Origin of the sequence: Hymenobacter cellulosivorans, assembly GCF_022919135.1 — a bacterium.
Taxonomy (GTDB): Bacteria; Bacteroidota; Bacteroidia; order Cytophagales; family Hymenobacteraceae; genus Hymenobacter; species Hymenobacter cellulosivorans.
This window is the reverse complement of sequence record NZ_CP095049.1, coordinates 3,998,614-4,024,209: the sequence shown is the minus strand read 5'-3', so window position 1 is coordinate 4,024,209 and position 25,596 is coordinate 3,998,614. Positions and strand designations below refer to the sequence as shown.

Annotated in this window: 24 protein-coding genes; 9 read left to right on the top strand and 15 right to left on the bottom strand. The window is 60.8% G+C overall.

Going from position 1 to position 25,596, the window contains the following annotated elements:
* Positions 1 to 2: 2 nt before the first annotated feature.
* Positions 3 to 191, bottom strand: a complete 189-nt coding sequence (locus MUN80_RS16990) for a hypothetical protein (protein ID WP_244714664.1) — start codon at positions 189 to 191, stop codon at positions 3 to 5.
* Positions 192 to 248: 57 nt separating this feature from the next.
* Positions 249 to 563, bottom strand: coding sequence for an SET domain-containing protein (locus MUN80_RS16985; protein ID WP_244714663.1), 315 nt, complete (start codon positions 561 to 563; stop codon positions 249 to 251).
* Between the two features lie 17 nt (positions 564 to 580).
* Between MUN80_RS16985 and MUN80_RS16980 the strand changes: the two genes are divergently transcribed.
* The 3 genes from MUN80_RS16980 to MUN80_RS16970 all read left to right on the top strand — a co-directional run bounded on the left by MUN80_RS16980 (position 581) and on the right by MUN80_RS16970 (position 2,921).
* The gene (locus MUN80_RS16980; protein WP_244714662.1) at positions 581 to 934 is read left to right on the top strand and encodes a hypothetical protein; all 354 of its coding nucleotides are present in this window, start codon (positions 581 to 583) and stop codon (positions 932 to 934) included.
* A gap of 280 nt (positions 935 to 1,214) precedes the next feature.
* Positions 1,215 to 2,354 (top strand): zinc-dependent alcohol dehydrogenase, encoded by a 1,140-nt coding sequence (locus MUN80_RS16975; RefSeq protein ID WP_244714661.1) that lies wholly within the window; start codon positions 1,215 to 1,217, stop codon positions 2,352 to 2,354.
* 27 nt (positions 2,355 to 2,381) lie between these two features.
* Positions 2,382 to 2,921: a hypothetical protein gene (locus MUN80_RS16970; RefSeq protein ID WP_244714660.1), complete on the top strand. Its 540-nt coding sequence runs from the start codon at positions 2,382 to 2,384 to the stop codon at positions 2,919 to 2,921.
* Positions 2,922 to 2,996: 75 nt separating this feature from the next.
* On the opposite strand, the gene cobC is transcribed toward MUN80_RS16970, so the two are convergent.
* The 6 genes from cobC to MUN80_RS16940 form a co-directional block, all read right to left on the bottom strand.
* Complete coding sequence (gene cobC, locus MUN80_RS16965; protein WP_244714659.1) at positions 2,997 to 3,578, bottom strand: alpha-ribazole phosphatase family protein; 582 nt, start codon at positions 3,576 to 3,578, stop codon at positions 2,997 to 2,999.
* A 127-nt stretch (positions 3,579 to 3,705) separates the two neighbouring features.
* The gene (gene acs, locus MUN80_RS16960; RefSeq protein ID WP_244714658.1) at positions 3,706 to 5,622 is read right to left on the bottom strand and encodes an acetate--CoA ligase; all 1,917 of its coding nucleotides are present in this window, start codon (positions 5,620 to 5,622) and stop codon (positions 3,706 to 3,708) included.
* Between the two features lie 213 nt (positions 5,623 to 5,835).
* Positions 5,836 to 6,999, bottom strand: a complete 1,164-nt coding sequence (locus MUN80_RS16955; RefSeq protein WP_244714657.1) for an FAD-dependent oxidoreductase — start codon at positions 6,997 to 6,999, stop codon at positions 5,836 to 5,838.
* A 34-nt stretch (positions 7,000 to 7,033) separates the two neighbouring features.
* Complete coding sequence (locus tag MUN80_RS16950; protein WP_244714656.1) at positions 7,034 to 7,786, bottom strand: helix-turn-helix domain-containing protein; 753 nt, start codon at positions 7,784 to 7,786, stop codon at positions 7,034 to 7,036.
* 337 nt (positions 7,787 to 8,123) lie between these two features.
* Entirely contained in the window at positions 8,124 to 9,611 is a 1,488-nt protein-coding gene (locus MUN80_RS16945; protein ID WP_244714655.1) for an MFS transporter, read from the bottom strand.
* A 144-nt stretch (positions 9,612 to 9,755) separates the two neighbouring features.
* Positions 9,756 to 10,184: an IS1/IS1595 family N-terminal zinc-binding domain-containing protein gene (locus MUN80_RS16940; RefSeq protein ID WP_244714654.1), complete on the bottom strand. Its 429-nt coding sequence runs from the start codon at positions 10,182 to 10,184 to the stop codon at positions 9,756 to 9,758.
* Between the two features lie 70 nt (positions 10,185 to 10,254).
* Between MUN80_RS16940 and MUN80_RS16935 the strand changes: the two genes are divergently transcribed.
* The gene (locus MUN80_RS16935; RefSeq protein ID WP_244714653.1) at positions 10,255 to 10,896 is read left to right on the top strand and encodes a hypothetical protein; all 642 of its coding nucleotides are present in this window, start codon (positions 10,255 to 10,257) and stop codon (positions 10,894 to 10,896) included.
* A gap of 66 nt (positions 10,897 to 10,962) precedes the next feature.
* Here MUN80_RS16935 and MUN80_RS16930 read toward each other — a convergent pair whose 3' ends face one another.
* The 3 genes from MUN80_RS16930 to MUN80_RS16920 all read right to left on the bottom strand — a co-directional run bounded on the left by MUN80_RS16930 (position 10,963) and on the right by MUN80_RS16920 (position 14,006).
* A complete protein-coding gene (locus MUN80_RS16930) occupies positions 10,963 to 11,898 on the bottom strand; it encodes a M28 family peptidase (protein ID WP_244714652.1) in 936 nt (311 codons plus the stop codon).
* A 129-nt stretch (positions 11,899 to 12,027) separates the two neighbouring features.
* Positions 12,028 to 12,957, bottom strand: coding sequence for an NAD(+)/NADH kinase (locus MUN80_RS16925; protein ID WP_244714651.1), 930 nt, complete (start codon positions 12,955 to 12,957; stop codon positions 12,028 to 12,030).
* The gene (locus tag MUN80_RS16920) at positions 12,954 to 14,006 is read right to left on the bottom strand and encodes an SPFH domain-containing protein (RefSeq protein WP_244714650.1); all 1,053 of its coding nucleotides are present in this window, start codon (positions 14,004 to 14,006) and stop codon (positions 12,954 to 12,956) included. Before MUN80_RS16920 ends, MUN80_RS16925 begins: the two co-directional genes overlap by 4 nt.
* Before the next feature lie 246 nt (positions 14,007 to 14,252).
* Between MUN80_RS16920 and MUN80_RS16915 the strand changes: the two genes are divergently transcribed.
* Complete coding sequence (locus tag MUN80_RS16915) at positions 14,253 to 15,182, top strand: flavin reductase family protein (RefSeq protein ID WP_244714649.1); 930 nt, start codon at positions 14,253 to 14,255, stop codon at positions 15,180 to 15,182.
* An 86-nt stretch (positions 15,183 to 15,268) separates the two neighbouring features.
* On the opposite strand, the gene MUN80_RS16910 is transcribed toward MUN80_RS16915, so the two are convergent.
* From MUN80_RS16910 to tsaE, 3 genes are all read right to left on the bottom strand, one after another.
* Positions 15,269 to 16,117, bottom strand: coding sequence for a GNAT family N-acetyltransferase (locus MUN80_RS16910; protein ID WP_244714648.1), 849 nt, complete (start codon positions 16,115 to 16,117; stop codon positions 15,269 to 15,271).
* A gap of 122 nt (positions 16,118 to 16,239) precedes the next feature.
* Entirely contained in the window at positions 16,240 to 17,466 is a 1,227-nt protein-coding gene (locus MUN80_RS16905) for an alanine dehydrogenase (protein WP_244714647.1), read from the bottom strand.
* A gap of 23 nt (positions 17,467 to 17,489) precedes the next feature.
* Complete coding sequence (gene tsaE, locus MUN80_RS16900) at positions 17,490 to 17,924, bottom strand: tRNA (adenosine(37)-N6)-threonylcarbamoyltransferase complex ATPase subunit type 1 TsaE (RefSeq protein WP_244714646.1); 435 nt, start codon at positions 17,922 to 17,924, stop codon at positions 17,490 to 17,492.
* Between the two features lie 106 nt (positions 17,925 to 18,030).
* Between tsaE and MUN80_RS16895 the strand changes: the two genes are divergently transcribed.
* The 4 genes from MUN80_RS16895 (at position 18,031) to MUN80_RS16880 (ending at position 24,208) form a co-directional block, all read left to right on the top strand.
* On the top strand, positions 18,031 to 19,200 hold the full coding sequence (locus MUN80_RS16895) for a serine hydrolase domain-containing protein (RefSeq protein ID WP_244714645.1): 1,170 nt from the start codon (positions 18,031 to 18,033) through the stop codon (positions 19,198 to 19,200).
* Between the two features lie 122 nt (positions 19,201 to 19,322).
* The gene (locus tag MUN80_RS16890) at positions 19,323 to 19,757 is read left to right on the top strand and encodes a MarR family winged helix-turn-helix transcriptional regulator (protein ID WP_244714644.1); all 435 of its coding nucleotides are present in this window, start codon (positions 19,323 to 19,325) and stop codon (positions 19,755 to 19,757) included.
* A 255-nt stretch (positions 19,758 to 20,012) separates the two neighbouring features.
* Complete coding sequence (locus MUN80_RS16885) at positions 20,013 to 22,523, top strand: TonB-dependent receptor (RefSeq protein ID WP_244714643.1); 2,511 nt, start codon at positions 20,013 to 20,015, stop codon at positions 22,521 to 22,523.
* A gap of 314 nt (positions 22,524 to 22,837) precedes the next feature.
* Positions 22,838 to 24,208, top strand: coding sequence for a sigma 54-interacting transcriptional regulator (locus MUN80_RS16880; protein ID WP_244714642.1), 1,371 nt, complete (start codon positions 22,838 to 22,840; stop codon positions 24,206 to 24,208).
* A gap of 646 nt (positions 24,209 to 24,854) precedes the next feature.
* Here the strand turns inward: MUN80_RS16880 and MUN80_RS16875 are convergent.
* The gene (locus tag MUN80_RS16875) at positions 24,855 to 25,556 is read right to left on the bottom strand and encodes a LytR/AlgR family response regulator transcription factor (RefSeq protein ID WP_244714641.1); all 702 of its coding nucleotides are present in this window, start codon (positions 25,554 to 25,556) and stop codon (positions 24,855 to 24,857) included.
* Between the last annotated feature and the right edge of the window lie 40 nt (positions 25,557 to 25,596).

The window sequence follows — 25,596 nt, the reverse complement described above, 5'->3', positions numbered from 1 at the left end:
TTTTATTCGTTTTGCCCGTTGGGAGCGGCTGTGGCCAGCGGAGTTTGGTCGGGTTCGTCCAGCAAATCCAACTCGTGCAGGGCCGTAGCGGGGTCGAAGGCGTGCAGCAGGCTAAAGACTGATTCTTCCATTATTTCGGGCGGCGTGGGCTGGGCGGGCATCTGGCTGCCGGTGGGCTGGGGCTCATTCATCGTACAAGGGGTAAAGGACTACTTTTACTTGCTACGTAATTAACTGTTATATAGGCGCTAAATAACCGAAACTTCCAGACCGCGGTAGTAGCAGTTCAGGATGGAATCCATGGGCTGTTGGCCCGCCGCCACGGCTGCTACCGTACTCTGGTACTGCGTATCAAGCAAGGGTAGCAGCGGTTGCTCCACGCGGTTGAACTGCTCGAAGGCGGCCAGCAGCTTGGCATCCCACTCGGCGTGAAAGTGCAGCAAATCGTCGGGCAAGACGCGGGTGCGGGAACTGCCGGGCTCGGGCAAGGCATCAAACGGCTCCCAGACGTTGAGGTAGCCGTAGTCGTCGGTGAGCTCCTGGCCGGGGTGAATATCGCGCACGGCCAGTTCGAAGTTGTATGGCGTTGAAACCAGCTGGAATTGAACGAGTGATTTACGAAGCGGGAATTGTCCCAGCACAGCACAAAGTTGCCCCGGGCGTCGCGGTAGCTATACTTGTTGAGAATGTCGCGGTGAATCTGGCCGAGCTGCTGCACCTGGGCGGGGGTGAAAACCTGGTCGAAGGCGTCGAAAATCCAGCAGATGGTGCCCTTGGGAATAAAGCGGGTGGCTACCACGCCATAGCCAATTTCGGGGCTGATAAAGCGCAGTTCCGTGTGCGGATGAATCATAGAGCAAAACCTAAAAACGAGTTGACCCGGCGCCAACTGGCAAATGAGCTTTGTAGCGTAAATGACCGTTTTCCGTTATAGCCGAGCTTTTGGGACGTAGCGGCTGGCACAAACTACCTGTTTGGGGAAAGCAAAGCCAAATCGACAGCGCCGCTTGAAAGACGGGGTCATACTCAGTATTTATCCCAAAATGCACCACGGATAAATACGTATTTACTAACAGTTGTACTTAAACTTTAAACTCTATAATTCTAGGTCAGTACTATCTGTTGTCGACGTTGGCAGCCTCGGGCCGGTAGTTCCTGCCCGGTGGCTCCGATACGGCCCTCACTCCATCCACCACTAACCAACCAAGATTCCTATGTTAGCAATGGAATATCGGGGCCCCAAAAGGGTCCGTGCCGTGCAAAAACCAATGCCGGAAATCAAGCATCCCCAGGATGCCATCGTTCGGGTGCTGCGCACCTGCATCTGCGGTTCCGATTTGCACCTATACAACGGCAACGTACCCGACACCCGCGTAGGCTCCACTTTTGGCCACGAGTTTATCGGTGAAGTGGTAGAAATCGGCTCGGAAGTAACCAAGCTCAAAACCGGTGACCGGGTTATCGTGCCCTTCAACATTGCCTGCGGTGAGTGCCACTTCTGCCGCCAAGGCATGTTTGGCAACTGCCACGAATCTAACACTGAGGCTACGGCTGTCGGTGGTATTTTCGGCTACTCCCACACGGCCGGTGGCTATGATGGCGGCCAAGCCGAGTATGCCCGCGTGCCTTACGCCAACGTAGGCCCCACCATCATTCCCGAAGGCATGGACTTGGATGATGCCGTGCTGCTCACCGACGTAGTACCGACCGGGTATCAGGCCGCTGAAATGGCTGGTATCCAACCCAATGACACGGTAGTAGTATTCGGCGCGGGTCCGGTAGGCATCATGGCCGCCCGTTGCGCCTGGTTGTTTGGGGCCGGCCGCGTCATCATCATCGACAAGCAAGACTACCGTCTGGAGTTTGCCCGCAACTACTCATACTGCGAGGCTTACAATTTCGAGGAAATTGGTGACCCGGTCGTGTTCATTAAGAAAATTACCGACTGGATGGGTGCCGACGTCGTAATCGACGCCGTGGGTGCCGAAGCTGCTGGTAGCGCCATGCAGACCATCACGGGCCGCAAGCTGCTGCTGCAGGCCGGCTCGGCTACGGCCGTGCACTGGGCCATCAACTCCGTGAAGAAAGGCGGCGTGGTATCGATTGTGGGTGTATATGGTCCTACCGATAACCTCATTCCGATTGGCAACGTGCTCAACAAGGGCCTCACTATCCGGGCCAACCAGGCTTCGGTGAAGCGCCTGCTGCCGCGCCTGATTGAACACATCCAGAACGGCACGCTCAACCCCAAAGGGCTGATTACGCACCGCATTCCGCTGGCCGAAGTGGCCGACGGCTACCGCATGTTCTCCGCTAAGCTGGACAACTGCATCAAGCCGGTGATGATTCCCTAACCTGCCAATCTGAAACGCCGAACGACCATGGAACCGAACGTAGTAAATACCCCCATCGACCCGAAGCAGATTCCCGGCTGGGGTGTGGATGCGGACCCGAAGAACGACCCGACCTACCCCATGCGGGCCCGCATGAACGTGACTCAGGACCCGGACCCCAAACACCGGCCCGACACGTTGCAGCCGGTGGACGTAGAGAAGCTGCGCTCCATTGAGCGCCCCAACATAACGGCTGTATATGGCACCACCGTACCGCCCATGGGGCTGAGCGGGGCCATTCGCCGGCTGGCTTTCAAGTACAGCGAAAACCGTTACCGCCACTGGCTGCCCCTGATTGTGGCCGACCGCGTGCAGGTAGTGGAAGGCATCCTGGATGATTTGGTGCATGGCAAGGTGCCTAACATCTGGGCCGAGAAAGGCTACGACGTGGAGTGGAAACACAACCGCTCGGCCTTTGTCACCAAGATGGCCACCATTGCGGCCGTTACGGCCGGCACGATCATCTGGCTCAACTCAGGCAGCAAGAACAAAGGCTTCCGGCGCCGCGACAACCAGCGCCGCTACTAGTCACTGTTAGCCTCTCACTTACTAAAAAGCCCGCTCGGAACTGCTCCGGGCGGGCTTTTTTGGTTAAAATCAGTGCTACCGGTTCACGTAGTCGAGCAGGAACTGGCCGCTCTGGTAACGTATTTTGGTTACGGAGCCGTAGTCAATATTTAAGCGAAACGCGTTGGCCAGCGGCAGACCCAGGCAGTGACAGAGCAAGGTCCGAATGAGGGCAGCGTGGGCAAAAACCAGCACGTCGGCATCGGGCTCGGCAGGTTGCGTTAGCACGTCGGTGAGGAAGGCTACGGCCCGCTGCTGCACCTCGGTAAAGGTTTCGCCCTCAGGAGCACGCTGGGTCACGAAATCGGCTTTCCAGGGCTCCAGCTCGTGGCTGGGCAGCTCGGCCCAGGCCTGCATTTCCCAGCGGCCGAAGTGGTATTCCTTCAGGCGCTCATCCAGGCAGATAGGACCTTCCACCACATCTTCAGCCAGCCGGCGGCAGCGCGACAGTGGGCTGGCGTAGGCCCGCACCATTCCCGCGCCCAGCCCAGCGGCCAGCACCCGACACAGCCGCGCTTTTTCGTGCTCGTAGCGCGGGCTAAGGCCCACGTCGGTCTGCCCGTAGCAGATGCCCGGCGCCGTTTCCACGCTCGTATGTCGAATCAGGTAGATATCCATGTAAAAGTAACTGCCGCCGAAGCAGCAATCCTCTAAGATACGCGGCCAGTTGCAGTCTGGCAGAAATAAGCGGAGACAAAAAGCCCGGCTGGTAGGCGTACCAGCCGGGCTTTTGCTTAACGAAGAATTACTTGCGGCCGTTGATAATTTCCTCCACTACGGCCGGGTCGAGCAGGGTCGTCACGTCGCCGATGTTGCTGGTTTCGCCCTCGGCCACTTTGCGCAGGATGCGGCGCATGATCTTGCCCGAGCGGGTTTTGGGCAGGCCTGATACCATCTGAATCTTGTCGGGCTTGGCAATCTTGCCGATCTGGGCCACCACGGTCTCAATGATGCTGGCTTCCACCCGGGGCTTGTCGGCATCATTGGCACAGGCTCCGTCGCGGCAGATGACAAAGGCGTAGATGCCCTGGCCCTTCACGTCATGGGGGTAGCCGACTACGGCGCTTTCTACTACGTTGTCGTTTTCGTTGATGGCATTTTCGATTTCGGCCGTGCCGAAGCGGTGCCCACTCACGTTGATGACGTCGTCCACGCGGCCGATGATGCGGTAGAGGCCGTTTTCGTCGCGCCGGGCTCCGTCGCCGGTGAAATAGTAGCCCGGATACGGCCCGAAGTAGGTTTGCTTGGCCCGCTCATGGTCGCCGTAGGTGGTACGGATGATGCCCGGCCAGGGCCGCTTGATGGCCAGGTAGCCTTCCTGGTCGTTGCCTTCCAGCTCCTGGCCTTCCTGATTCAGCAGCACCGGCTGCACGCCCGGCAGGGGCTGGCCCGCGTGGGCCGGCTTGGTAGGCGACACCCCGGCCAGGGCTGAAATCATGATGCCGCCGGTTTCTGTTTGCCACCAGGTATCAATGACCGGGCAGCGCTCCTTGCCCACGTGGGTGTGGTACCAGTGCCAGGCTTCCTCATTTATCGGCTCTCCCACCGAGCCCAGAATGCGCAGCGAGTCGAGCGAGTAGCTGAGCACGTTGTCGAGGGGCGTGGCCATTAGACTGCGAATGGCCGTGGGCGCGGTGTAAAATACCGTAACGCCGTGCTTGTCAATCACCTCCCAGAAGCGGCCGGCATCGGGGTAGGTCGGCACGCCTTCGAACATGAGCGTGGTAGCCCCGTTGAGCAGGGGGCCGTAGAGCAGATACGAGTGACCCGTGACCCAGCCAATGTCGGCGGTGCACCAATAGATGTCGTTTTCCTCGACCTGGAACACGTTGCGGAAGGTGTAGTCGGCCCAGACCATGTAGCCGGCCGTGGTGTGCACCACGCCCTTGGGCTTGCCGGTGCTGCCCGAGGTATAGAGGATGAAGAGCATATCCTCGGCGTCTATTTCCTCGGCCGGGCAGGTTTTGGCTGCTTCCTGGGCTTCTTCGTGGTACCACACGTCGCGGCCTTCCTGCATGTGCACGGGCCAGCCCAGGTGCTCCACTACAATGACGCGGCGCACCGAAGGGCAGCTTTCCAGGGCCTCATCCACGACGCGCTTCACCGGAATCTGCTTGGGGCCGCGGTTCAGGCCGTCGGAAGTCAGCACCACCGAGGCCTGGGCGTCGTTGACCCGGTCGGCAATGGCGGTGCTGCTGAAGCCGGCGAAGATGACCGAGTGCACGGCCCCAATCCGGGCGCAGGCCAGCACGGCAATGGCCAACTGCGGAATCATGGGCATGTAGAGGCACACCCGGTCGCCTTTTTCCACGCCGTTGTTGAGCAGCACGTTGGCAAACTGGCACACCTGCTGGTGCAGCTCCCGGTAGGTGTAGCGAATCTGCCGGGTCTTGGGGTCGTTGGGCTCCCAGATCAGGGCCAGCTTGTTGCCGCGGGTGGCTAAGTGGCGGTCCAGGCAGTTTTCGGTGATGTTGAGCTTGGCGCCGCCGTACCATTCATTGTGGCCGTCGACCATATCGGCTTTGAGGACCGAGGTCCACTTGCGGCGCCAGGTAAAGGGCTCGGCCACGTCGGCCCAGAACTGCTCGGGGGTTTCAACGCTGCGACGGTAGGCATCCTGGTAGTCTTCGAAAGTGCGGATGCGGGAGTGTTCGAGGGGCATAGTCGGGGTCTTGGTCGGGGCTTGGAGGTCTGAGCGGCAGTTTACGAAAAAGTTGGGCCCCATCCCTCCCGTATTGTCGCAGTTTGCTTTGGGCAAATAGCAGAGTGCGCCTCCCACCAGCTTTGGTGCACCAGCCAGCCCCGGCGAAAAAAGAGCCTGCGCCGTCGTCGCCCACTCCCCTTTCGCCAGGCCTTTCCCCTATTTAAGCCAACCTCAGCCTACGGGGCTGCTGACCAATTCGCGCATCCAGGCCAAGCCACCGGCCGAGTGCAGCCGTTCCATCGACACGATGGACATATCGGCGGCTTCGGCAGCGCGGGCGCGCATGGTCATTTCGTAGTGGCTGATGGCCTCGCGGGCACTGCTAAAGCCCGTTTTGGTCAGGCACTCGCTCAGCTCCAGCGCGTCGAGCATGGCCATGTTCACGCCTTCGCCGGCGTAGGGCGGCATGAGGTGGGCCGCGTCGCCGAGCAGGGTAATAGTAGGCTGGGCTTCCCAGTACTGGTCGAGGGGCATGCAATACTGGGGCCGGGGCACAAAGTAGGCCGCCGCAAACAGCTCCCGCCACACGGGGCTCCAGGCAGCAAAATCCCGAGCAAACCAGGCCGCAACCTGGGCCGAGTCGTGGAAGTCGATGCCGCTGGTCTGCACCCAGTTTTCGGTGCTGGGCTGGCAGGTGTAGAAGGCCAGGCTACCGTCGCCCTTGGCGCTGAGGATGATGGACTGCTCTCCCTCCAGGGCAAACACTTTCCCGCCCCGCACCAGCTCCCACAGGGCCGGGGCCTGCCGGGCCGCGTCGTACACGTTGCCCTCCACGATGGTAAAGCCCGTGAAAAAGGGCGGCAGCGGCGTCACTTGGGCCCGCACCTTGGAGTTGGCCCCATCAGCCCCCACGACCAGGTCGGCGTACACCGCGGGTCCGTCCCGGAACTGCAGCTGCCAGCCGTCGGCCGCGGGCTTCAGGCCCAGCAGCTGGCAGTTCCAGACGATGGTGCCGGGCCGCAGCGAGTCGATGAGCAAGTCGCGTAGCGGCCCCCGGTCAATTTCGGGCCGAAAATGCTCGTGCCCGAAGTCAGCTGGGGTGCTGGTTTGCTGGTGCTGGTCGAAGTGAATAGTGGCCTGGGCGTCGGTGAGGCGGAGCTTGTCGGCGCCGGGGCGGTAGTGGGCCCGGAAGGCGTCGAGCAGGCCCGCCGCGCGCAGGGCCCGCAGGCCGGATTCGTCGTGCAAATCCAGCGTGGCACCCTGCTGGCGGGCGTGGCGGTCGGCGTCGCGCTCAAAGATGGTTACGTCGGCGCCGTGTTGCTGAAGCAGGCGGGCCAGGGTCAGGCCACCGGGGCCGGCGCCGATAATGGCGGTTTTCTTACCAGTAAGGAGCATGGTCTTCGTAAGTTAAATGGGTACGAAGGCAAAGCTATTCCTGGGGCCAAGCGGAAAATTGTATAAATCGGTCGTCGGCGTTGCGGGCCAGATCCTTGGGCCGGACGCCGGCAAACTTGCGCACTTCCCGGATAAAATGCGCCTGATCGGTGAAGTCCTGCTCCGGAAACAGCCGCCCCGCTTTGAGCTGCGGAAACGAGGCCCGAAACCGCAGAATGGCGCAGTAGGACTTCAGCGACAACCCAAAATACTCCTGGAAGTAGCGGTTCATCTGCCGGCTGCTCCAACCCGCCTCGGCCGCCAGCTGGTGCACCGGCGAAGCCCCATCGGTAGCATAAATCTGCTCAAACAGCCGCAGCTTCCGCAGGTCCGTGGCCGGGCTGAGCAGCGTGGGCAGGGTGGCGTTGAGTTTGGCGTAAAACTGCCGGAAGTCGGTCAGGTCTGCCGCCGTGATACCCCAGAAATCGGAGGGCAGCGGCCGGGCACTGTTCAGGATATCGGCCACGCGGGTGCCAAGCAGGTATTCGGCCGCCGGCAGCCGCAGACTCACGGCGCACATCACCGTTTCGGCGGCCAGCGTGACTTGCTCGGCCTCGGTGCCCAGTCCCATAAGCATTACGTGCAGGGGCTCGGTGCGGGAATACGAAAAGAGCACGTCGAGGCGGCCATCGGGCAAGAGCAGTACCGGCTTATCGACTACGGCGCCGGTTTGCAGCCGCCAGAAGCTTTCCACGATGGGTGCTAGCGTTGCGGCCGGCGGCTGTATTTCGTAACTCAGCTTATGCATAGAATCCTGGAATAAAGCGGTTACCCGGCCGGGCGGCGGGTTTTGGGCCTGACGTTTCAATGCATCTGATACTTTAAGAACGTCATTCTGAACCTGAGCCGGGAGCCAAAGGCGTGGCTAACCTTGCGGGCTGCCGTTGTTTAGGTTGTCATCCCTCATCTGACGTCCGCCTGCGAAGAACCTTGTTCTCCTCCCTCCCACTACGCTTGATACCAACGTGCAAAAGCCCTCTACCAGCGGCTGGTAAAGGACTTTTATGTGTTGAATGCTGCTTATCAGAATAGGGAGAAAGGTCCTTCGCTATGTTTAGGATGACAGACAAAACAACGACTGCACGCTAATCCATAATCCGCACGTTGCGCACGTCTTTCATGTACTTCATGCCCACCACGAAGCAAATCAGGGCAATGAGGACCGGATAGAGCAGGCCCGAGAGGCTGCTGTGGTCTTTCCAGAACGTGCCCGCCGGCTGGGTGGCGGCCCACACCGAAATCCAGGTAGCTACCAGCGGCACGAAGCCCCCAAACACCCCGTTGCCGATGTGGTAGGGCAACGAGAGTGAGGTGTAGCGCACTTTGGTCGGAAACAGCTCCACGAGGTAGGCCGCAATGGGCCCGTAGACCATCGTCACGAACAAGACCAGGCAGAAGGTGAGGGCAATAAGGGCCGGCAGGTTCGGGGTCAGGGCCTTCAGCACGGCGGGCACGGCCTTACCGGCGGCATCCACGGTGGCCGGCGTTACTTCCGTGAGCGGACCAGCAAAGGCTTGGATGCCGTGAAAGAGCGGTACCGTGAACAAGGCCCCGCAGAGCATGCCGGTCATGATGATGCGCTTACGCCCGATACGGTCCGAGAGACTGCCAAAGTACACGAACAGCGGGGTAGCCAGCAGCATGGCCGTGACGAGCACAATGCTGGCGTCGACGAGGTCCATTTTCAGGGTGTTCTGCATAAAGGAGTAGGCCTGAAACTGGCTGGTGTAGAAAATCACGCCCTGCCCCATCGTGACGCCAAACAACGCTACGAGCACCAAGCGGCGGTTCACCGGATTCACGAACGAGTCGCGCAGAGGGTTGGTACTGGTCTTGCCCTCGGCCTTGGCTTTGGCAAACAGCGGCGACTCGTGCAGCTTGAGCCGAATGTAGTACGAGGCCACCACCAGCAGCGAGGAAAGCAGGAACGGCACCCGCCAGCCCCAGTCCTTGAAGGCTGCCTCGCCGGTGAGCTTGCGGGTAAGGACGATAACTAGAATGCTCAAAATCAGCCCGCCGGTGGCCGTAATCTGGATAAAGCTGGTGAAGTAGCCCCGGCGCTTGTCGGGGGCATGCTCGGCCACGTAGGTAGCGGCCCCGCCGTACTCCCCGCCCAGGGCCAGGCCCTGCAACAGGCGCAACACCAGCACGATCAGGGGAGCGGCCAACCCGATTTTGTCGTAACTCGGAATCAGGCCCGTGATGACCGTGGAGCCGCCCATGATGAGCAGGGTGAGCAGGAAGGTATACTTGCGCCCGATCATGTCGCCGACTCGGCCGAAGAACAAGGCCCCAAACGGCCGCACCACGAAGCCGGCCCCGAACACGGCCAGCATGCCCAGCAGGGTTTCCTCGGGCTTGCCCTGGGAGCCAAACAGTACCGGCCCGATAATGGCCGCCAACGAGCCGAAGATGTAGAAGTCGTACCACTCGATGACGGTGCCCACCGAGGAGGCGGTAATCACCTGCCAGATTTTGCCGGTTTCAACGGCGTTGTTGTCGTGGGCCACCGGCGCGTCGGCGGGGGCGGCGGCATTGAGGTTAGGGCTGGGCGTATCGAGGCCGAGTTCCATAAGCGGGAAGGGGTTGGGATGAGCGGGCCGGCACCTGGCCATAACCACGGGAAGGACAAGATTTTCAACCTCAGCCTGCTAGGCCTGGCATTTCCCAAGTAAAGCGAAAAATCCGGTTCCGGGCTCCTGTTCCCTCCTGCCGGCCTAGCTTTTTTTCCCGGCGGGCCCTTCCCAGCGCATCAGCAAGAACTTGTCGCCGGCTTCAGTCACGACCGTACCCCCGCCCACGAGGTTCTCGGGCTGCTGAAAATACGCTTGCAGCTCGGGTAGCGTCAGCACCTGGGACGAGGGCCGGGTCTCGGTTTGGCGCGGGGCCTGCACAGCGTACTTTTTCACCCAGTTCATCACGCTCACGTGGCTCACGCCCAGCAGCCGCTCAATCTCCCGGTAGCTCACGCCCTCCAGGTAGAGCTGCAGGGCCTTGACCACATAGTAGGTATTGACTTCCCTGCCTATCTTGGCCACCGTGAAGTGGTAGCCGCAGTTCTTGCAGCGGTAGCGCTGCCGCCCCGCGATGATGCCGCTCTTGGTGGCGTCCTTGTGTTGGCACTTGGGGCAGACGGGCTGGTTCATAAGCAGCCTATACGCAGGAAACAGCTAAAAGCTATAAGTAATTAGCAAAAATATAACAGATTTAGCACCTATGATTCCTTACCGCAAGGGCACCAGCTTCGTGATAAAAAAGAAAGGACGGGGAGGCAAGCGCCATTTGCGCCGGTTGCAGCACGACAGCAAGACTCCCGGCTGGCTCTGGCTTCCTGGACTGCAGAAATGGCATTACCAGTATGAAAAGCTGGGCCTGGCACCTTGGCACTGGCATCATCGGCAGCCACCGCGTATCGTGCGGCAGCTAGCCGCCCAGCACTTACTGACTACCTTTTTTGCCTGGCAACCTGAACTGGCAGCGCTCAACGAGCCTGTATACTCTGCCGTGTGGCTAGTGGAGGCTGAGTTTGCCCACAGTTCGCAAGTGGCAGTTGGTATAAGGGAATGTGTGGCTGACTATCAAAACCGGCATGGAGACCCAATAGACAATGCTCCCTCCCTGCCCACCGAGTACCAGCAGCTGCCGGGCGCCAACCGACTATCCTGGACTACGCACTCCTGGCAAGTACTGCACGAGGATTGTGACTATCCCAACGGCTGGCCCCACTACCTGCTTCGCCTTCCCCACTACGATTACCACTGGCAAGGTCGCACCTTTTTGGTCGTGCAAACGGGCTGGGTCTGGGTAGGGCAGTTACCTGAGCAAGGCACAAGTGCGCAGCCCGGCACTGTCCTTTAGATACCGTAGCAGCTTGCCCTACTCTTTACGCCGAATACCCTGCAACTCCCCGCCCGGCCACCCGCACTACAGCCCCAACACCACCGCCAGCAGGGCTTCCACGCTCAAACCCAGGCGGCGCATATCGAGCCGGTTGAGGGTGTCGGTGGGTTCGTGGTAGTGCTTGTTGCGGTAAAAGGCGGTATCGGTGAGCAGCACGGCCGGGTAGTCGAACTGCCAGTAGTTGAGGTGGTCCGAGAAGTCGATGCCAGGCAGCCAGGCCGGGGCCTTGAAGCGCTTCACGGGCACGGCTGCCTGGGCTTTGTAGCGGCGGGCAAACTGCCGACCGAAACGCCCGTTGCCGAATTTCTGGGCCACCGTCACGTAGTTGCCCCGGCTGCCATACACCAATTTGAGCGGCCCGAAGGGGTAATCCTGGGTATGTTTCCGCTCGTCGTAGTAGCCCAGCATTTCCAGGGCCACCATGCCTTTGACTTTTACCCCGGCATCGTGCAGAAACTTGGCGTGCACGTAGCTGCCCATGTGTTTAGTCCGAAAAAAGGGCGGCTCTTCCAGCGTGTAGGCCACCAGCTCTACGCGGTAGGGCAAGCTGGGCTGCTGGCCCAGCAGGCGGGCCAGCTCTAGCAGGGCCGCTACGCCGGTACCGTTGTCGTCGGCCCCGGGCTGCTCCCCGCACACGTCGTAGTGGGCCCCGATAATCAGGCGGGGGCCGGTTTCCGGGCCGAAGGAGCCAATCAGGTTGCGGTAGGTATTGCCCTGCACCACGTAGGGCTGCTCACTGAGGCGGGCCCCGGCCAGTTGCCACTGTTGTTGAATATACCCTGCAGCTTGGTTGAGGCTGGCCAGGTGCTGGTAGTTGCGGGGCTCCGGCGTGCTGGTCAGGGCCAGCAGGTGCTGGCGCAAACGCACCGTATCGGCCGGCGCGACGGGGCGGGCCGTACTATAGAAGGCCGACCAGAGCAGCGGCAGCAGCGCGGGTAAAGAGCGTTTCAGAGGCACCATAGACGACGGCGGATTTTTCCAACGAATGATGTAGAGAGGCGAATACACGTCTGAATCGTTGCACGCACGACTGCACTCACCGGGCTCCAGCGGCCATACAAACGGTGTCCGCAACGATTCAGACGCAACTTACTTCACCACCAGCCGGGCCTTTTCCGGGGCCACGCCGATGGTGGCAATAGCGCCGGCGTTGAACTGCAGAAAGTCGGTTTCTACCCCGTCGGAGAAGATGACCCCGTTGCTGGGCATAAAGGACTCAAGCAGCAGCGGCTCGTATTCGCCCAGAATCCCGGTTGTGATACCGGCCTGGGTACGCTTGCTCTGGAAGGCCTCCCGCACCACGAACATCAGCTCATTTTCGGCTAATACCGGCTGGGGCACTGGCTCCTCATCCGGGTCGAGGTACCGCCGCATGCCGGCCGTCATGTTGAAAATGGAGCTCAGCCAACCCGTGGAGCCCGACTTGGTCGAGACGATAACGCCCGAGGAAGAGTGGCTTTCCTCCTCGTCCAGGTAGCCGATGCGGTAGCGGGCCGACACGTGGGAGGCGGCCCCGATAAAGAGGTCGTTGAAGGCCAGCAGGCGCTGGCCGTCGTTGAGGCGGGCCTCGGCCAGGGCGGCTTCCCGCACCTTGTGCTTCCCCGCCATCACGCGCTCCACGGCCCGCAGAAAATCCTCGGGCGTGAAGGGCAGCAGCACCCCGTCGTAGCGCTCCGGGTCGGGGTTGACGGCAATAATGGGAATGCCGTTGACGTACTTGGCCGTGTTGGCCACCAGCCCGTCCTGCCCTACCACGACCACCAAATGCTTGGAACTAAACAGGAAAGACGGCAAAAAGGCGCGCTCCACCACCTTGTTCTTCACCACCGACGAGAGCCGGCGCTGCACCAAAGAAAACGACTCCTGGAACTGGTCGTGCTCCTGCTCGTAGTCGGCAAATTCCCCACCCAGGCTTTCGATGTAGAACCGGGCCTGCCCCTGGGTATTAAACCGCTCGATGAGCTGCTCCAGCCGGGTTTTGTTGCGTACCAGGATGGCGTAGTCGATGCCGCTGCTCATCGTCTGGGCTGCGGCTGTTGCGGATTGGGCCGGGGCTGGTCGGAGGCGTCACTGACCAGGGAGTCGAGCAGGTCGGGCGAGATGTTGAGGGTACCGATTTTGGCGGCGTTTTCGGCCAGCTCCCGGAAAGCCAGGGCAATGTTGAACTTAGGGTCGGGGTTGTTGCTCAGGGCCACCAGCAGCTTCCAGTCCATGTCCTTGTAGGGCCGCAGGGTGGTTTCGAGCACGTAGCCGCGGGTATCGGCCTCGCGGCGCTGGTTTTCGGCGTTCTGCTCAATCAGGAACTTGCGCTGCTCTTCCACAGCAATATCGGCCTGCACCTGCATTTCGCGCAGCTGCCGGTTGCTGGCGGCCCGCTGCATCTCGCCCTCGATTTGCTTCTCGGCAATCTGCTTGTTCTTTTCCTCCACCGCAATTTCGGTGTTCAGCTCGCTCTCCTTGATTTTGCGCTCCTGCTCCACGGCAAAGTTGCGGCGCTCAAACACGGCCTGATCAGCCTCCTGCTGGAGCTTTTCGCGGGTCTCGGTTTCCAGGGCCCGGCCCATTTCCGGGGTGGCCTTCACGGCCAGAATATTCACGCCCAGTACCTCGATGCCCAGCAGCCCCACGGCCCGGGAGGCAGCCAGCCCCTCCACAATGTTCACCTCAATAGCCTTAGCCGCCCGCATGGCATCCTTCAGGCCCAGGCTCTGCACGAAGGTGGCCGTGGCCGTCTGGGCCTCGTTCACGATGCGCTGATGCAGCTTTTCCAGGTCGTTCTTCTTGTACACGCCCCGGCTGTCCACGGTGAAGTCGAGCACCTCGGCCAGCTGCTTGGGGTTGCCGGCCTTGTAGGTTATCTGGCCCTGAATCGAGACAGTCTGGTAGTCGTGGGTGGTTTCGTTAAAGATGAAGGGCAGGTCATTACTGCCCATGGGAATGGCCACAATGGAGCTGTTGGGCCCGAAATAATAGAACGACAAGCCCCGTCCCTCCTTCGCAATGCGGCCATTCTTATAGTGAATGGCGTAGGTCATCGAATCGAACTTGATATGGTTTATTCCGAACATAGCAGGTGTGGTAAGGAAGGTGGCGCGCCGGTAAAAGTATCCATAGTTGCCAATATTGGCTTGCTGAATAGCAAAAGAACGTCATGCTCTATCTGGTGTCTGCGCCGCCGAAGCAAGACGCGCTTTTCCCGACAACGACATAGCAACGTCCGCCCGCGAGGTTCCTCGGCTGCTTGGCCTGACGTTCTACCGACAACTATTTGCCTATAATCCCTGAACTTCGCCCGCTCAACCCAGCCCTGACCTATGCTCTCTTCTGTTCCCACCGCCTCGTTCCGCACCATCGATCCGGCCGTTATCAAGCCCAGTGAGCTGCACCCGTTTCTGGTGGGCGCCGTGGCCCCGCGGCCGGTGGCCTTTGCCAGCACCATCTCGGCCGACGGCAGCGTAAACCTGAGCCCCTACAGCTTCTTCAACTGCTTTGGCTCCAACCCGCCGATTCTGGTGTTTTCGCCCGCCAACCGGGTGCGCGACAATTCCCAGAAGCACACCCTGCAAAACGTGCGCGAGGTGCCCGAAGTCGTCATTCACATCTGCGACTACGCCATGGTCGAGCAGATGTCGTTAGCCAGCACCGAGTATGAGAAGGGCGTTAATGAGTTTGTCAAGGCCGGCTTTACCCAGGTACCGAGCCAGAAAGTGAAGCCGCCGCGCGTAGCCGAGGCCCCGGCCGCCTTTGAGTGCGTGGTCGAGCAGGTTATCGAGCTGGGCCAGAACAACGGGGCCGGCAACCTGGTCGTCTGCCGGGTGGTGCTGGCCCACTTCCGCGAGGACATCGTGCTGCCCTCGGGCACCGGCATCGACCCATTCAAGCTCGACGCCATTGCCCGCCTCGGCGGCGACTGGTACTGCCGGGCCGCGGGCAGCAGTTTGTTTGAAGTGCCCAAGCCCAACCGCAACATGGGCATCGGCTACGACCAGCTCCCCGAGTTCCTGCGCACCTCCGACCTGCTCACCGGCAACAACCTGGGCCGCCTGGGCAACATCGAGCGCGAAGCCTTACCCACGCCCGAGCAGGTAGCCGCCTTCCGGCAGGAGCCGCTGGTAGCCTACACGCTCAACAAGTACCGGGAGCAGCCCCAGGAATTGAAGCAGCAACTGACGCTACTAGGCAAGCAGTTTCTGGAGGAAGGCAAGCTGCTGGAGGCCTGGAAAGTGCTGCTGCTGACCGAATAAGCTAGGGTAGAGACGCACATTTGCATCTCATCGTTCGGTACCACACCAACGGTTGTCGTTCAACGGCGAGACGCAAGTATGCGTTTCTACCCTAGCGTACACTCCATTTCATACAACGACAACTCCATCGGCTCCCACCCGGCGGCTTGCAGAAATTCGTAGCCAGGGCCCGGAGTTACCATCGGCATTGTCAGCGGCGGCCCGGGGAAGGCGGCTTCTACGGCCCGTAGCAGCTGGCGGCCCCAGCCCTGCCGCCGGTACTCGCGGCGCACAAGGATGGTCTGCACCAGGGTCCGCTCGGCCTCGGGGCGCAGCAGCGCAAAGGCTTTATCATCCAGCGAAAAGGCCCGCGTAGGTGCCGTAGCCGCCATCAACGACTCAGCCGAGAACATCCAGGGCAAATTTTCTTCGCCTTCCCGCAGCACCAGATGAGCCACGGCCAGCGGGTCGACTTCCGTGAGTTGGGCAGCAGCTTTTACCTGTTGCGGCACGCACCGGAAAGTAAACAGCTCCCGGGTATTGCGGAAGCCCAGCCGCTCGTAAAGACGGCGGGCCCGTTCGTTGGGCACGAATACTTCCAAAAGTACCGACCGGTCGCCGCGGGCCCGGGCTTCGTCGAGGGCCGCTTGCAGCATCTGTCGGCCGTAACGCTGGCCCCGGGCTTCGATAACCAGGCCCATGGCCGCCACCCGGCTCGTGTAGCCCCGGCGCGCAATGAGCACCAGGCCCACCAGCTCCTCGCCCCGAAACCAGACCTTGCTGGCCAGCGCATCGAGGTGCTCGGAGCGGAAGCGCCGCTCGAAGGTTTCGGGCGTAAACACCAGGGGCACGAAGTACTCCTCGAAAGAGCGGTTCATGGCCTCGGTGACTTCAGCGGAAGGAAAATCGAGGACGGGGCGGGCGGTAAGCTGGACAGAGGTAAGAGCAGAATCCATAAACATGACGTTGAAGCCGCTAAAAAAGCAAAAAGCCCGCACCACAGCGCAGGCTTTGCCAAAATTGAATCCGACTGCAAAGTCCGACCAATTCGTAAAATCCGTCGAATCCGTGGTTCAGGCTAATTCCGCACGGCTATCATCAGGCCCAGCTCCTTGTAGCGCATGTTGAACTTCTTGGCAATGGAAGCATTGGTCAACGAGCCTTTGTAGACGTAAACGCCCGAGCGGAAATGCTCATTGGTAAACAACACCTCGTTGATGCCCCCATGCTGGCTGATTTCCTGCAGGATGGGCGTAAAGATGTTGCTCAGGGCATTGGTAGCCGTGCGCGGCACGCGGGAGGCAATGTTGGGCACGCAGTAGTGCACCACGTCGTACTTGCGGAACACGGGCTTGCTGTGGCTGGTCATTTCCGAGGTTTCGAAGCAGCCGCCCTGGTCGATGCTCACGTCGATAATAACCGAACCCGGCGCCATGCTGGCCACCACGCTTTCGGGCACCATAAACGGAATCCGGCCTTCCTCGGCGTTCAGCGCCCCAATCACCACGTCGGCCCGGCGGATCTGCTGGTTGAGCACGAAGGTGTCAAGCGTGCTGGTATAGAGCATGGTGCCCAGGTTTTGCTTGAGGCGGCGCAGCTTATAGAGGTGGTTGTCGAAGACCTTCACCTCGGCACCCAGGCCGGTAGCGGCGCGGGCGGCGTACTCGGCCACGGTGCCGGCCCCCAGAATCACGACCTGGGACGGGGGCACCCCGGTAATACCACCCAGAATGACGCCCTTGCCCTCGTTGGAGCGGGCCAGGTACTCGGCCGCCACCAGCATGACGGTGGAGCCCGCAATTTCGCTCATGGCCCGCACCACCGGCCGGGCCCCCGAAGGGTCCTTAATCAGCTCGAAGCTAATGGCGTTCACCTTCTTGCGCAGAATGGCGGTGATATACTCGGCCGTGAGGGAGCCAAACTGCAAAGCCGAAATCAGGGTCTGGTTGGCCTTCAGAAACTCAATTTCCTCCTGGGTCGGCGGGGCCACCTTCAGGATGATGTCGGCCTCGTATACTTCCTTAGCGGAGTAAGCAATGGTGGCCCCGGCCTCGGAGTAGTCGTGGTCGGAGTACTTGCTGGGTTCCCCGGCCCCACTTTCCATCACCACCTCATGGCCCTCGTTGACGAGGTGCTTCACGGCTTCGGGCGTCAGGCAGATGCGGTTTTCCTGCAAGGAGGTTTCCCGGGGCAAGCCGATAAAGAGCTTGCGCTTGCGCGTTTCCACGGCCAGCATGGATTCCTGGGTGAAGTAAGCGCGGCTCGTGGCCAGCGACTCAAATCCGGGGGGTATTGCTTCGGGCATTGGGCAGGTAAGGGTTCAGCGGCTCAGTCGGCCAGCGGTTCGAGTTGCAACAGGCGCGACTCGGGCCCGGTAACGGTGAGCGTGACGAGCAGCCTCTTCGGGGGCAAAAGCGCCTCCACGCGGCTTGGCCACTCTACCAGGCAAAGATAGCCAGAATCAAAGTACTCTAGCACGCCAATGTTTTCGGCCTCTTCAGGCTTCTCAATTCGGTAAAAGTCGAAATGGTAAATCGGCTGGTCGTGGGCGTCGCGGTACTCATTGACCAGGGCAAAGGTGGGGCTGCTCACGTCGTCGGGTACGCCTAGCTCCCGGCACAAAGCCTTGATAAAGGTGGTTTTACCGGCTCCCATTTCGCCCTCAAACACCAGAATGGAGTGGCCCGTCAGCAAGGGCACTACCTGGGCCGCGGCCTGGGGCAGGGCCGCCAGCGTCGGAATCGTAATTTCAGTCACGGACATAGCAACAGGGTTTCAGGACGCAAGTTTAGCATTCTGCGGCGGCAAGGCCCATCTTTAGGCTTTGTAGCTTTACCCGGCTGCCCGTGCTCCGCCTTTCGTTCCGACTATGAAACTGCTCCGCTCCTACCTGCTGCTGTTGCTGCTGCCCGCGCTGGCCTGCTCCCGCCCGCCCCAGCCCACTACCGCAACCGCGCAAGAGCCAACAACTTACTACCCCGGCCCGGGCAACCGCTGGCAACGCCAGCAGCCCGAACAGGCCGGCTTCGACCCGGCCCGCCTGCAGGAAGTCGTGGCCTGGGCCCGGCAGCAGGAAACCACCCAGATGACCCCCAACTTTTCAACTCAGGCCGACATCTTCGGGACGCCCCTGGGGCCCCTGCCCGCCAGCCGGGCCGCTACCAACGGCCTGATCTTGCGCCACGGCTACATCGTGGCCGAATGGGGCGACACCGAACGGGCCGACCCAACCTACAGCGTGGCCAAAAGCGTGCTGTCGACTATTCTGGGCCTGACCCTGGAAAAGGGCCTGATTAAAGACATTCACGCCCCGGTAGCCAGCTCCATCCACGACGGGGGCTACGACTCGGAACACAATAAGAAGGTAACCTGGGAGCACCACGTGCGCCAAAGCAGCGAGTGGGAAGGCTCGATGTGGGGCAAAAATGCGGATTTCATCGGCAAGGAAGCCTTCGGCAAAGGCGAGCGAAAACCCCGTGCGTTGCAGGAGCCTGGCTCCTACTACGAGTACAACGACGTGCGCATCAACCGCTTTGCCCTGTCCTTGCTGCAGCTCTGGCGCCGGCCGCTGCCCGAGGTATTCCGCACCGAAATCATGCAGCCCATCGGTGCTTCCAACTCCTGGCAGTGGGTGCACTATGCCAATTCCACGGTCCAAATCGACGGCAAACCCATGGCCTCGGTAAGCGGAGGCACGCGCTGGGGCGGCGGCCTGTGGATCAGTGCCCGCGACGAGGCCCGCTTCGGCTACCTGTTTCTGCGCCAGGGCCGCTGGCAAAACCGGCAACTGGTGCCCGCCGCATGGGTGCAGCAGGCCACCACGCCCGGCGGCCCCGGCCCCGACTACGGCTACCTCTGGTGGCTCAACTCCCAGCGCAAGGCCTGGCCTGACGCACCGGCTACGAGCTACGCGGCTCTGGGCGCGGGCTCCAACACCATCTGGGTCGACCCCGAGCACGACCTGGTCATCGTGTGGCGCTGGCACAACGGCAGCCCCAACGAGCTGATTAAGCGGGTGCTGGCCGCCCTGAAAAGTTGATGCGCAGTGGAGGGGCTGCCTTCCTGCTCTCCTTTTACGAGGCTCCAAGAAAAATCTTTTTGTCATGAGGCAACCTTCATGATATATCATACATCTATCTATTACCGCTGGAATCTTCCCTCATGCTCTCTACCGTCCTCTTTTACTCGCTCGACAAGGCCATCAAGCAATACCGGCGTTTTGCTCAGGCCAACATCGACCGGGCCGGCATCGCCATTACCATCGACCAGTGGCTGGTGCTGCGCGTGATTCTGGAAACCGACGACCTAACCCAAACCGAAATCGGCGACCGGGTCTTTAAGGACCAAGCGTCCGTGGCCCGTATTATCCGCCTGCTGGCCGAGCGGGGCCTGCTGGCGGCCGAGGCCCTGCCCTACGACGGGCGCCGCACCCAGCTGCGCGTGACCGAAGAAGGCCAGCGCATCCTCGACGCGGTGCAGCCCATCGTGCTCAGCAACCGCAGTATTGCCCTACAGGGCCTTTCCGATACGGATAAGGCCGTGCTGCACCAGCTGCTGGAACAGATTTACCGGAACTGTACCCCGCCCTCCGCCTAGCCGCTTATGGTAAAGGCAGGCTGAGGGAAAACGAAAATATTCATCAAGTCTTTTGAATATACGAAACACTTCGTATGTTTGATACGAAATAATTCGTACTGCTCTTTTCTCCTGTCGGTCGGCCGCGGGCGGGAGAAGGTGGGTCCGGCCGGCCCACGCTGCAGTGCTTGGTTTCCCTGCTTAACGCCTTGGGTCCTTATGGGGGCCTGTGGCTGAATTCTCAGCGCGTTAGCCTCACCCCTCCTGCCTTTTTCCATGAAACCATCTGTCTCCGGACGGCTCCTGCGGCCTTCCCTCCTCGTGCTGCTCGGTAGTTTGCTGTTCGGCACTACAACTTACGCCCAAACCCGCACCCTGATTACCGGCCAGCTGACGGCCGCCAGCGGCGCACCCATCGACTACGCCACCGTGACCCTGCACCGCGCCACCGACTCGACGGTGGTCAAATCGGAGTTTAGCGACGAGAAAGGCACGTTCCGCTTCGAGCAGACTGCCGCCGGCAATTACCTCGTATCGGCCTCGCAGGTGGGTTTTGTGCGCACCTGGAGCAAAGCCTTTACTGCCGGAGCCGAAACCGTAGCGCTGCCGGTGCTGACCTTGCCGGCCAGCGGCGCCACGACCCTGAAGGAAGTGAAAGTGGTGGGCCAAAAGCCGCTGTTTGAGCGCGAGGCCGACCGTACCATCGTGAATGTGGAAGGCTCGACGCTGGCCGCGGGCAATACCAGTCTGGACGTGCTCAGCCGCTCACCGGGCGTAACCCTGGACGGCAACGACAACATCGGGCTGCGGGGGCGGCAGGGCGTGCTGGTCCTCATCGACGGCAAGCGCCAGCCCATGACGGGCGCCGAGCTGGCCGACTACCTGCGGGCGTTGCCCGCCGAGCAGCTCAAAAGCATAGAGCTCATTACCAACCCGCCGGCCAAGTACGAGGCCCAGGGCAGTGCGGGCATCATTGCTATCAACCTTAAAAAGGATCAGCGCGTGGGCACCAACGGCACGCTCAGCAGCAGCTACGGCCACGGCCGCTTCGGCCGCTTCACCTCGGGCCTGACGCTGAACCACCGCACCAAAAAAACCAACACCTTCGGCTCCTACACCTTCGCCGACCGCCGCAACTACGGCGCCCTGACCATTCACCGCGACTTCTACCGACCTACCGACCAGGGCCGGGAGTACAAAGGCAGCACCGACCAGGACAACTACGGGGCGGGCCACAATCTTTCCCACACCTGGAAGGCCGGCCTGGACTACACTCTCTCGGAACGGACGGTGCTGGGCGTGGCGGTAAACGGCCTGCAAAACCGCAACACCCAGCGCGGCAGCAACCTGACCACCCGCACCGACTCCGCCGGCAACGCCTTGCGGGGCTACAACTCGACCAACAACCGGGAGGCAACTTTCCCCAACGTGGCTGGCAACCTGAACTTCAAGCACACCTTCCCGGACTCGGCCGGTACCCGGGAGCTGACGGCCGACGCCGACTACGCCCGCTACGACACCCGCCGCCGGCAGTTTCTGGACACCTACCAGGATCGGGAACCCATTGAGCTCCTTACCCGCCGCAACGGCGACCAGCAGGGCCAGCTCACCATTCAGAGTGTCAAGGCCGACTACACCCACCCGCTGACCAAAAAGGCCCGCCTCGATATGGGCGGCAAGGTGAGCTGGGTGCATTCCGACAACGACGTGGAGTTTACCATTCCCTTCGTGGACCCCACTTCCGGCGCCGTAAACCTGAGCTATCTGGTGCGCGACCCGAAACTGTCGAACCGCTTCCGCTACGACGAGAACATCAATGCGGGTTATATCAACTACAACCAGACCCTGCCCGCCTGGACCCTGCAGCTGGGCTTACGCGGGGAGCACACCAAGGGCGTGGGCAAGTCGGACAATGCCCAGCAAGATGCCAACTTCAGCCGCAACTACTTCCAGCTCTTTCCCAGCGCGGCCGTCAAGCATACCTTCACCGACAAGCACGAAACGTCCGTGTCGCTGAGCCGGCGCATCGACCGGCCGGGCTACGGGCAGCTCAACCCTTTCCGCTCCTACATCGACGCCACCACCTACGGCTCGGGCAACCCCGAGCTACGGCCCCAGACCAGCTATAATGTAGAGTTTACCCACACCTACAAGCAGAAATACAGCCTGGGGGTAAGCTACAGCCAAACCACCAACCCGATTGTGGGCACCGTGCAGCCGGAAACGGACAGCAGCCGCATCGTGGTATCGACCTCGCGGAACCTGGGCACCCAGTACTACTACGCCCTGACGCTGACGGCCCCGGTGGAGCTGGCCAAGTGGTGGAACGTGTACAACAACGGGGTATTCTACTACAACCGCTACGTGGGCAGCATTGCGGGCACCACCCTGGGCCGCAACAGCGCCCGACCGGCCTTTTCGCTCAGCAGCAACAGCACCTTCACCTTCGGCAAGGGCTGGAGCGCCGATTTGAACGCCAACTACCAGTCGCGGGAGCTGTCGGGCTTCTTCGACACCCGGCCCTTTGGGCAGGTGGCGTTCGGCATCCAGAAAAGCTTGTGGGAGCGCAAAGCCAACTTCAAGCTCAACGTGACGGACGCCTTTTACACCGGCGCCATCCGGGCCACCTCCAGCTACGACAACTACGTGGAGCGCTTCTACCAGCGCGGCGACTTCCGGGTAGCTACCCTGGCCTTTACCTACCGCTTCGGCAACGACAAGCTGGCTCCTGCTAAGCGCCGCAGCGGCGGAGCCGAAGACGAGAAGCGCCGGGCCGGCGGCTCCTAAGCCCTCTTCTACCACTGTTTGCAAACGGCCCCGGATTCTGCAATCCGGGGCCGTTTGCTTGGCGGGCTACCGTTTGGAGCGAGAACAAAACCGGCCTACCACATATATATGTTATTCTATATTATGGGGTAAATGCGTATCTTCACTCTCCCGATTCCCTACCGCCCACCCTGCCCGTGGCGAGCCAGCTTGTAGCAGCTGCCAAGCCCCGCCCCGTACCCGCAGGCCTGCTTGCCGCCTATTGCAAAGCCCCCCGGCGCCATCTTTCGCCGGGGTTAACCCGGGCCCCGTGCCGCCCGCAACTCTCCTTTGCCATGGCTGAATACAGAGTGTGGTTTAAGCCTTTCACCCGCGACAATTCCCGCCTGCTGCGCATCCTGGAAGCCCTGGAGCAGGTCGGCGTAGGGCTGCAGGCCGTGCACCTGGGCGACACGCCCGAGGGGGCAGGCATCATTTTTCTGGATCATCAGGCCTCGCTCGAGGAAATTCAGGAAACCCTGGAAGCCTACACCCTCTACGCCGACACCAAAATCATTGCCGTGGCCGTGAGCCTGCTGCCGACCTCCAGCACCTGGGCCCTGCTGCGCAGCGGCGTGGTGGAGGTTTTTTCCTGGTTTGAGGTCGAGAAGCCGGTGCAGATAATTGTGTCGCGCCTGCAGTACTGGCAGCTGCTGGAGGAGAAAGTGGCCTACCTGCAGCAGCGCATGGTGGGCAAAAGCCGCTGCTGGCTGAACACCCTGCGGCAGGTGGTGGACATGGCTTTATCCAACTGCCAGGTGCTGATCATGGGCGAGAGTGGCACCGGCAAGGAGCTCGTGGCCCAGGAAATTCACCAGCTCGACCCCCGCCCCGCCAAGCGCGACTGTGTGGTGGTCGACTGCACCAACCTGATTCCGGGCTTGTCGGGCTCGGAGCTGTTTGGCCACGAGAAAGGCGCCTTTACCAACGCCATCAGCACCCGCGACGGCGCCCTGGCCCTGGCCCACGAAGGCACGCTGTTTCTGGACGAGCTGGGCGAATTGCCCCTGCCCCTGCAGGCCGAGCTGCTGCGGGCTCTGCAGGAAGGCACCTACAAGCGCGTGGGCAGCAACACCTGGCGCAAGGCCCACTTCCGCTTGGTTAGTGCCACCAACCGCGACCTGCTGGCCGAAGTCCACAAGGGCACGTTTCGGCAGGATTTGTACTACCGCATTTCGGGCTGGACCTGCCAGCTGCCACCCCTGCGCGAGCGAAAAGAAGACATTGTGGTGCTGGCCGAGCACTTTTTCCGCCAACAGCACGGCCTGCACCAGCCCGTGGACCGGCAAGTGTACGACTTCCTGCTCCTGCGCGACTACCCCGGCAACGTGCGCGAGCTACAGCAGCTCATCAACCGCATTGCCAACAAGCACCTGGGCGAGGGGCCCATTACCATCGGCGACATTCCGCGCTCCGACTGGCCCGACTTTGCCCGCCTGGGCCCCACGCTACAGGGCAGCGACCTGGAAGCCGGCGTGAAAGGCTTGCTCTACCAGGGCCTGGGCCTGAAGGAAATCAAAGACCAGGTGACCGAAATAGCCAAGAAAGTGGCCATTACCCACGAAAACGGCAACCTGAAGCTGGCCGCCCACCGCCTGGGCTGCAGCGAGCGAATCCTGCAGATGCACCGGCGCGGCGAGCCGGAAGTGGCGGGGGCGCCGGGGTAGAGCAGCACCGTTGTGACTGGCCCCAACCAGCTTGAATCAGGACATTCCCTGGGATGCGTTTGGCAGCAGAACAATGCGTTGCTTGCTTCTAAAGCCGCTCTATTGCCGCTACTTGTTAATTGGCACGCTTCGGCAATAGCCCTACCGTAAAACCACCCACTATTTAGGTCAGCTAAGCGTGCGGCACTTATCATTGATGCTATTTTTCTTGTTTTTCACCGGTTGCCGACACCGCTATAGGGCAGCAGTAGAACTCACGCAAGAATTCAACAACAGGTCCACCCAGAAGATGGATACGCTCGTTGTTGAACACCATGAGTGCACAGAATGCCTGGACCTATACATACGGCAGGGAAATATTACGATTCCGACTGCTATAGCCGCCCGCTTAACTAACGCTTCCAACCGGGACCTAAACGTCTGCGGGCACTTTCCCCTGGACCTAATTGACGTGACCTCATTCAATTTTGACCCGAATCGCAAGTTTAAAGTTATTGGCAAAGTAATTAAGGCTGATACAAGCGCCACGGGCGTTGTTCCCTTATTTTATGTTGAAAGCTGGGCCTCAACCCCGCTTTACAAGTGAAGCCCGAAATTACCACTGCTCTTACTTCAGTCACGGGTTGAACCTGGCATTCTACCCTGCCTAGCTCAACCCGAACCGGGCCAATAGCGCCTCCTTGTGCTGCTTGCCGATGGGCAGCTTTTCGGGCAAATCATATAGCTCGGCCTCGTTGCCGCTGATGGCCCGGATGGCGTCCATGCGCACGATGTAGGACTTCTGGATGCGGGTGAAACGGGTGGCCGGCAGTTGGTCTTCCACCCGGCTCATGCGTAAATACGTGATGATGACGCGGTTTTTGAGGATGATTTTGATGTAGTCCTTCATGCCCTCGATGTAGTAGATTTCGTCGAAGAGCACCCGCTGCAGGCTGTGACCTTCCTTGACGAAGAGAAACTGGGGCTCCTGTGGGGCCACGGCCAAGGGGCGGCTGTTGATGATCTGCTGGGCCTTGTTCACAGCCTTGAGAAAGCGCGGAAACGAGACGGGCTTGACGATGTAGTCCAGCGCGTCGAGCTCGAAGCCTTCGAGGGCGAAGTTGGGGTAGGCCGTGACGAAAATGACGTAGGGAGGATTCTGCAGGGAGCGGATAAACTCGATGCCGTTGACCTGGGGCATGTTGATATCGGAGAAAATCAGGTCGACTTTCTGCTGCTGGAGCACTTCCAGCGCGTCGAAGACATGCTCGCAGCTGGCCAGCAGGTGCAGGCCTGGAAACTTGGCCACGTAGCCTTCCAGCAGCTCCCGGGCGAAGGGCTCGTCGTCGATAATGAGGCAATTAATCATGGCGAAGGGGTAAGCGGGGATTGCTGTAGCAGGTTGTTGG

What these genes read in the sequence shown, in the direction of transcription:
- MUN80_RS16990 (WP_244714664.1), bottom strand. Translation starts at nt 191, where the DNA reads ATGAATGAGCCCCAGCCCACCGGCAGCCAGATGCCCGCCCAGCCCACG.
- MUN80_RS16980 (WP_244714662.1), top strand. Translation starts at nt 581, where the DNA reads ATGGCGTTGAAACCAGCTGGAATTGAACGAGTGATTTACGAAGCGGGA.
- MUN80_RS16975 (WP_244714661.1), top strand. Translation starts at nt 1,215, where the DNA reads ATGTTAGCAATGGAATATCGGGGCCCCAAAAGGGTCCGTGCCGTGCAA.
- MUN80_RS16970 (WP_244714660.1), top strand. Translation starts at nt 2,382, where the DNA reads ATGGAACCGAACGTAGTAAATACCCCCATCGACCCGAAGCAGATTCCC.
- cobC (WP_244714659.1), bottom strand. Translation starts at nt 3,578, where the DNA reads ATGGATATCTACCTGATTCGACATACGAGCGTGGAAACGGCGCCGGGC.
- acs (WP_244714658.1), bottom strand. Translation starts at nt 5,622, where the DNA reads ATGCCCCTCGAACACTCCCGCATCCGCACTTTCGAAGACTACCAGGAT.
- MUN80_RS16955 (WP_244714657.1), bottom strand. Translation starts at nt 6,999, where the DNA reads ATGCTCCTTACTGGTAAGAAAACCGCCATTATCGGCGCCGGCCCCGGT.
- MUN80_RS16950 (WP_244714656.1), bottom strand. Translation starts at nt 7,786, where the DNA reads ATGCATAAGCTGAGTTACGAAATACAGCCGCCGGCCGCAACGCTAGCA.
- MUN80_RS16945 (WP_244714655.1), bottom strand. Translation starts at nt 9,611, where the DNA reads ATGGAACTCGGCCTCGATACGCCCAGCCCTAACCTCAATGCCGCCGCC.
- MUN80_RS16940 (WP_244714654.1), bottom strand. Translation starts at nt 10,184, where the DNA reads ATGAACCAGCCCGTCTGCCCCAAGTGCCAACACAAGGACGCCACCAAG.
- MUN80_RS16935 (WP_244714653.1), top strand. Translation starts at nt 10,255, where the DNA reads ATGATTCCTTACCGCAAGGGCACCAGCTTCGTGATAAAAAAGAAAGGA.
- MUN80_RS16930 (WP_244714652.1), bottom strand. Translation starts at nt 11,898, where the DNA reads ATGGTGCCTCTGAAACGCTCTTTACCCGCGCTGCTGCCGCTGCTCTGG.
- MUN80_RS16925 (WP_244714651.1), bottom strand. Translation starts at nt 12,957, where the DNA reads ATGAGCAGCGGCATCGACTACGCCATCCTGGTACGCAACAAAACCCGG.
- MUN80_RS16920 (WP_244714650.1), bottom strand. Translation starts at nt 14,006, where the DNA reads ATGTTCGGAATAAACCATATCAAGTTCGATTCGATGACCTACGCCATT.
- MUN80_RS16915 (WP_244714649.1), top strand. Translation starts at nt 14,253, where the DNA reads ATGCTCTCTTCTGTTCCCACCGCCTCGTTCCGCACCATCGATCCGGCC.
- MUN80_RS16910 (WP_244714648.1), bottom strand. Translation starts at nt 16,117, where the DNA reads ATGGATTCTGCTCTTACCTCTGTCCAGCTTACCGCCCGCCCCGTCCTC.
- MUN80_RS16905 (WP_244714647.1), bottom strand. Translation starts at nt 17,466, where the DNA reads ATGCCCGAAGCAATACCCCCCGGATTTGAGTCGCTGGCCACGAGCCGC.
- tsaE (WP_244714646.1), bottom strand. Translation starts at nt 17,924, where the DNA reads ATGTCCGTGACTGAAATTACGATTCCGACGCTGGCGGCCCTGCCCCAG.
- MUN80_RS16895 (WP_244714645.1), top strand. Translation starts at nt 18,031, where the DNA reads ATGAAACTGCTCCGCTCCTACCTGCTGCTGTTGCTGCTGCCCGCGCTG.
- MUN80_RS16890 (WP_244714644.1), top strand. Translation starts at nt 19,323, where the DNA reads ATGCTCTCTACCGTCCTCTTTTACTCGCTCGACAAGGCCATCAAGCAA.
- MUN80_RS16885 (WP_244714643.1), top strand. Translation starts at nt 20,013, where the DNA reads ATGAAACCATCTGTCTCCGGACGGCTCCTGCGGCCTTCCCTCCTCGTG.
- MUN80_RS16880 (WP_244714642.1), top strand. Translation starts at nt 22,838, where the DNA reads ATGGCTGAATACAGAGTGTGGTTTAAGCCTTTCACCCGCGACAATTCC.
- MUN80_RS16875 (WP_244714641.1), bottom strand. Translation starts at nt 25,556, where the DNA reads ATGATTAATTGCCTCATTATCGACGACGAGCCCTTCGCCCGGGAGCTG.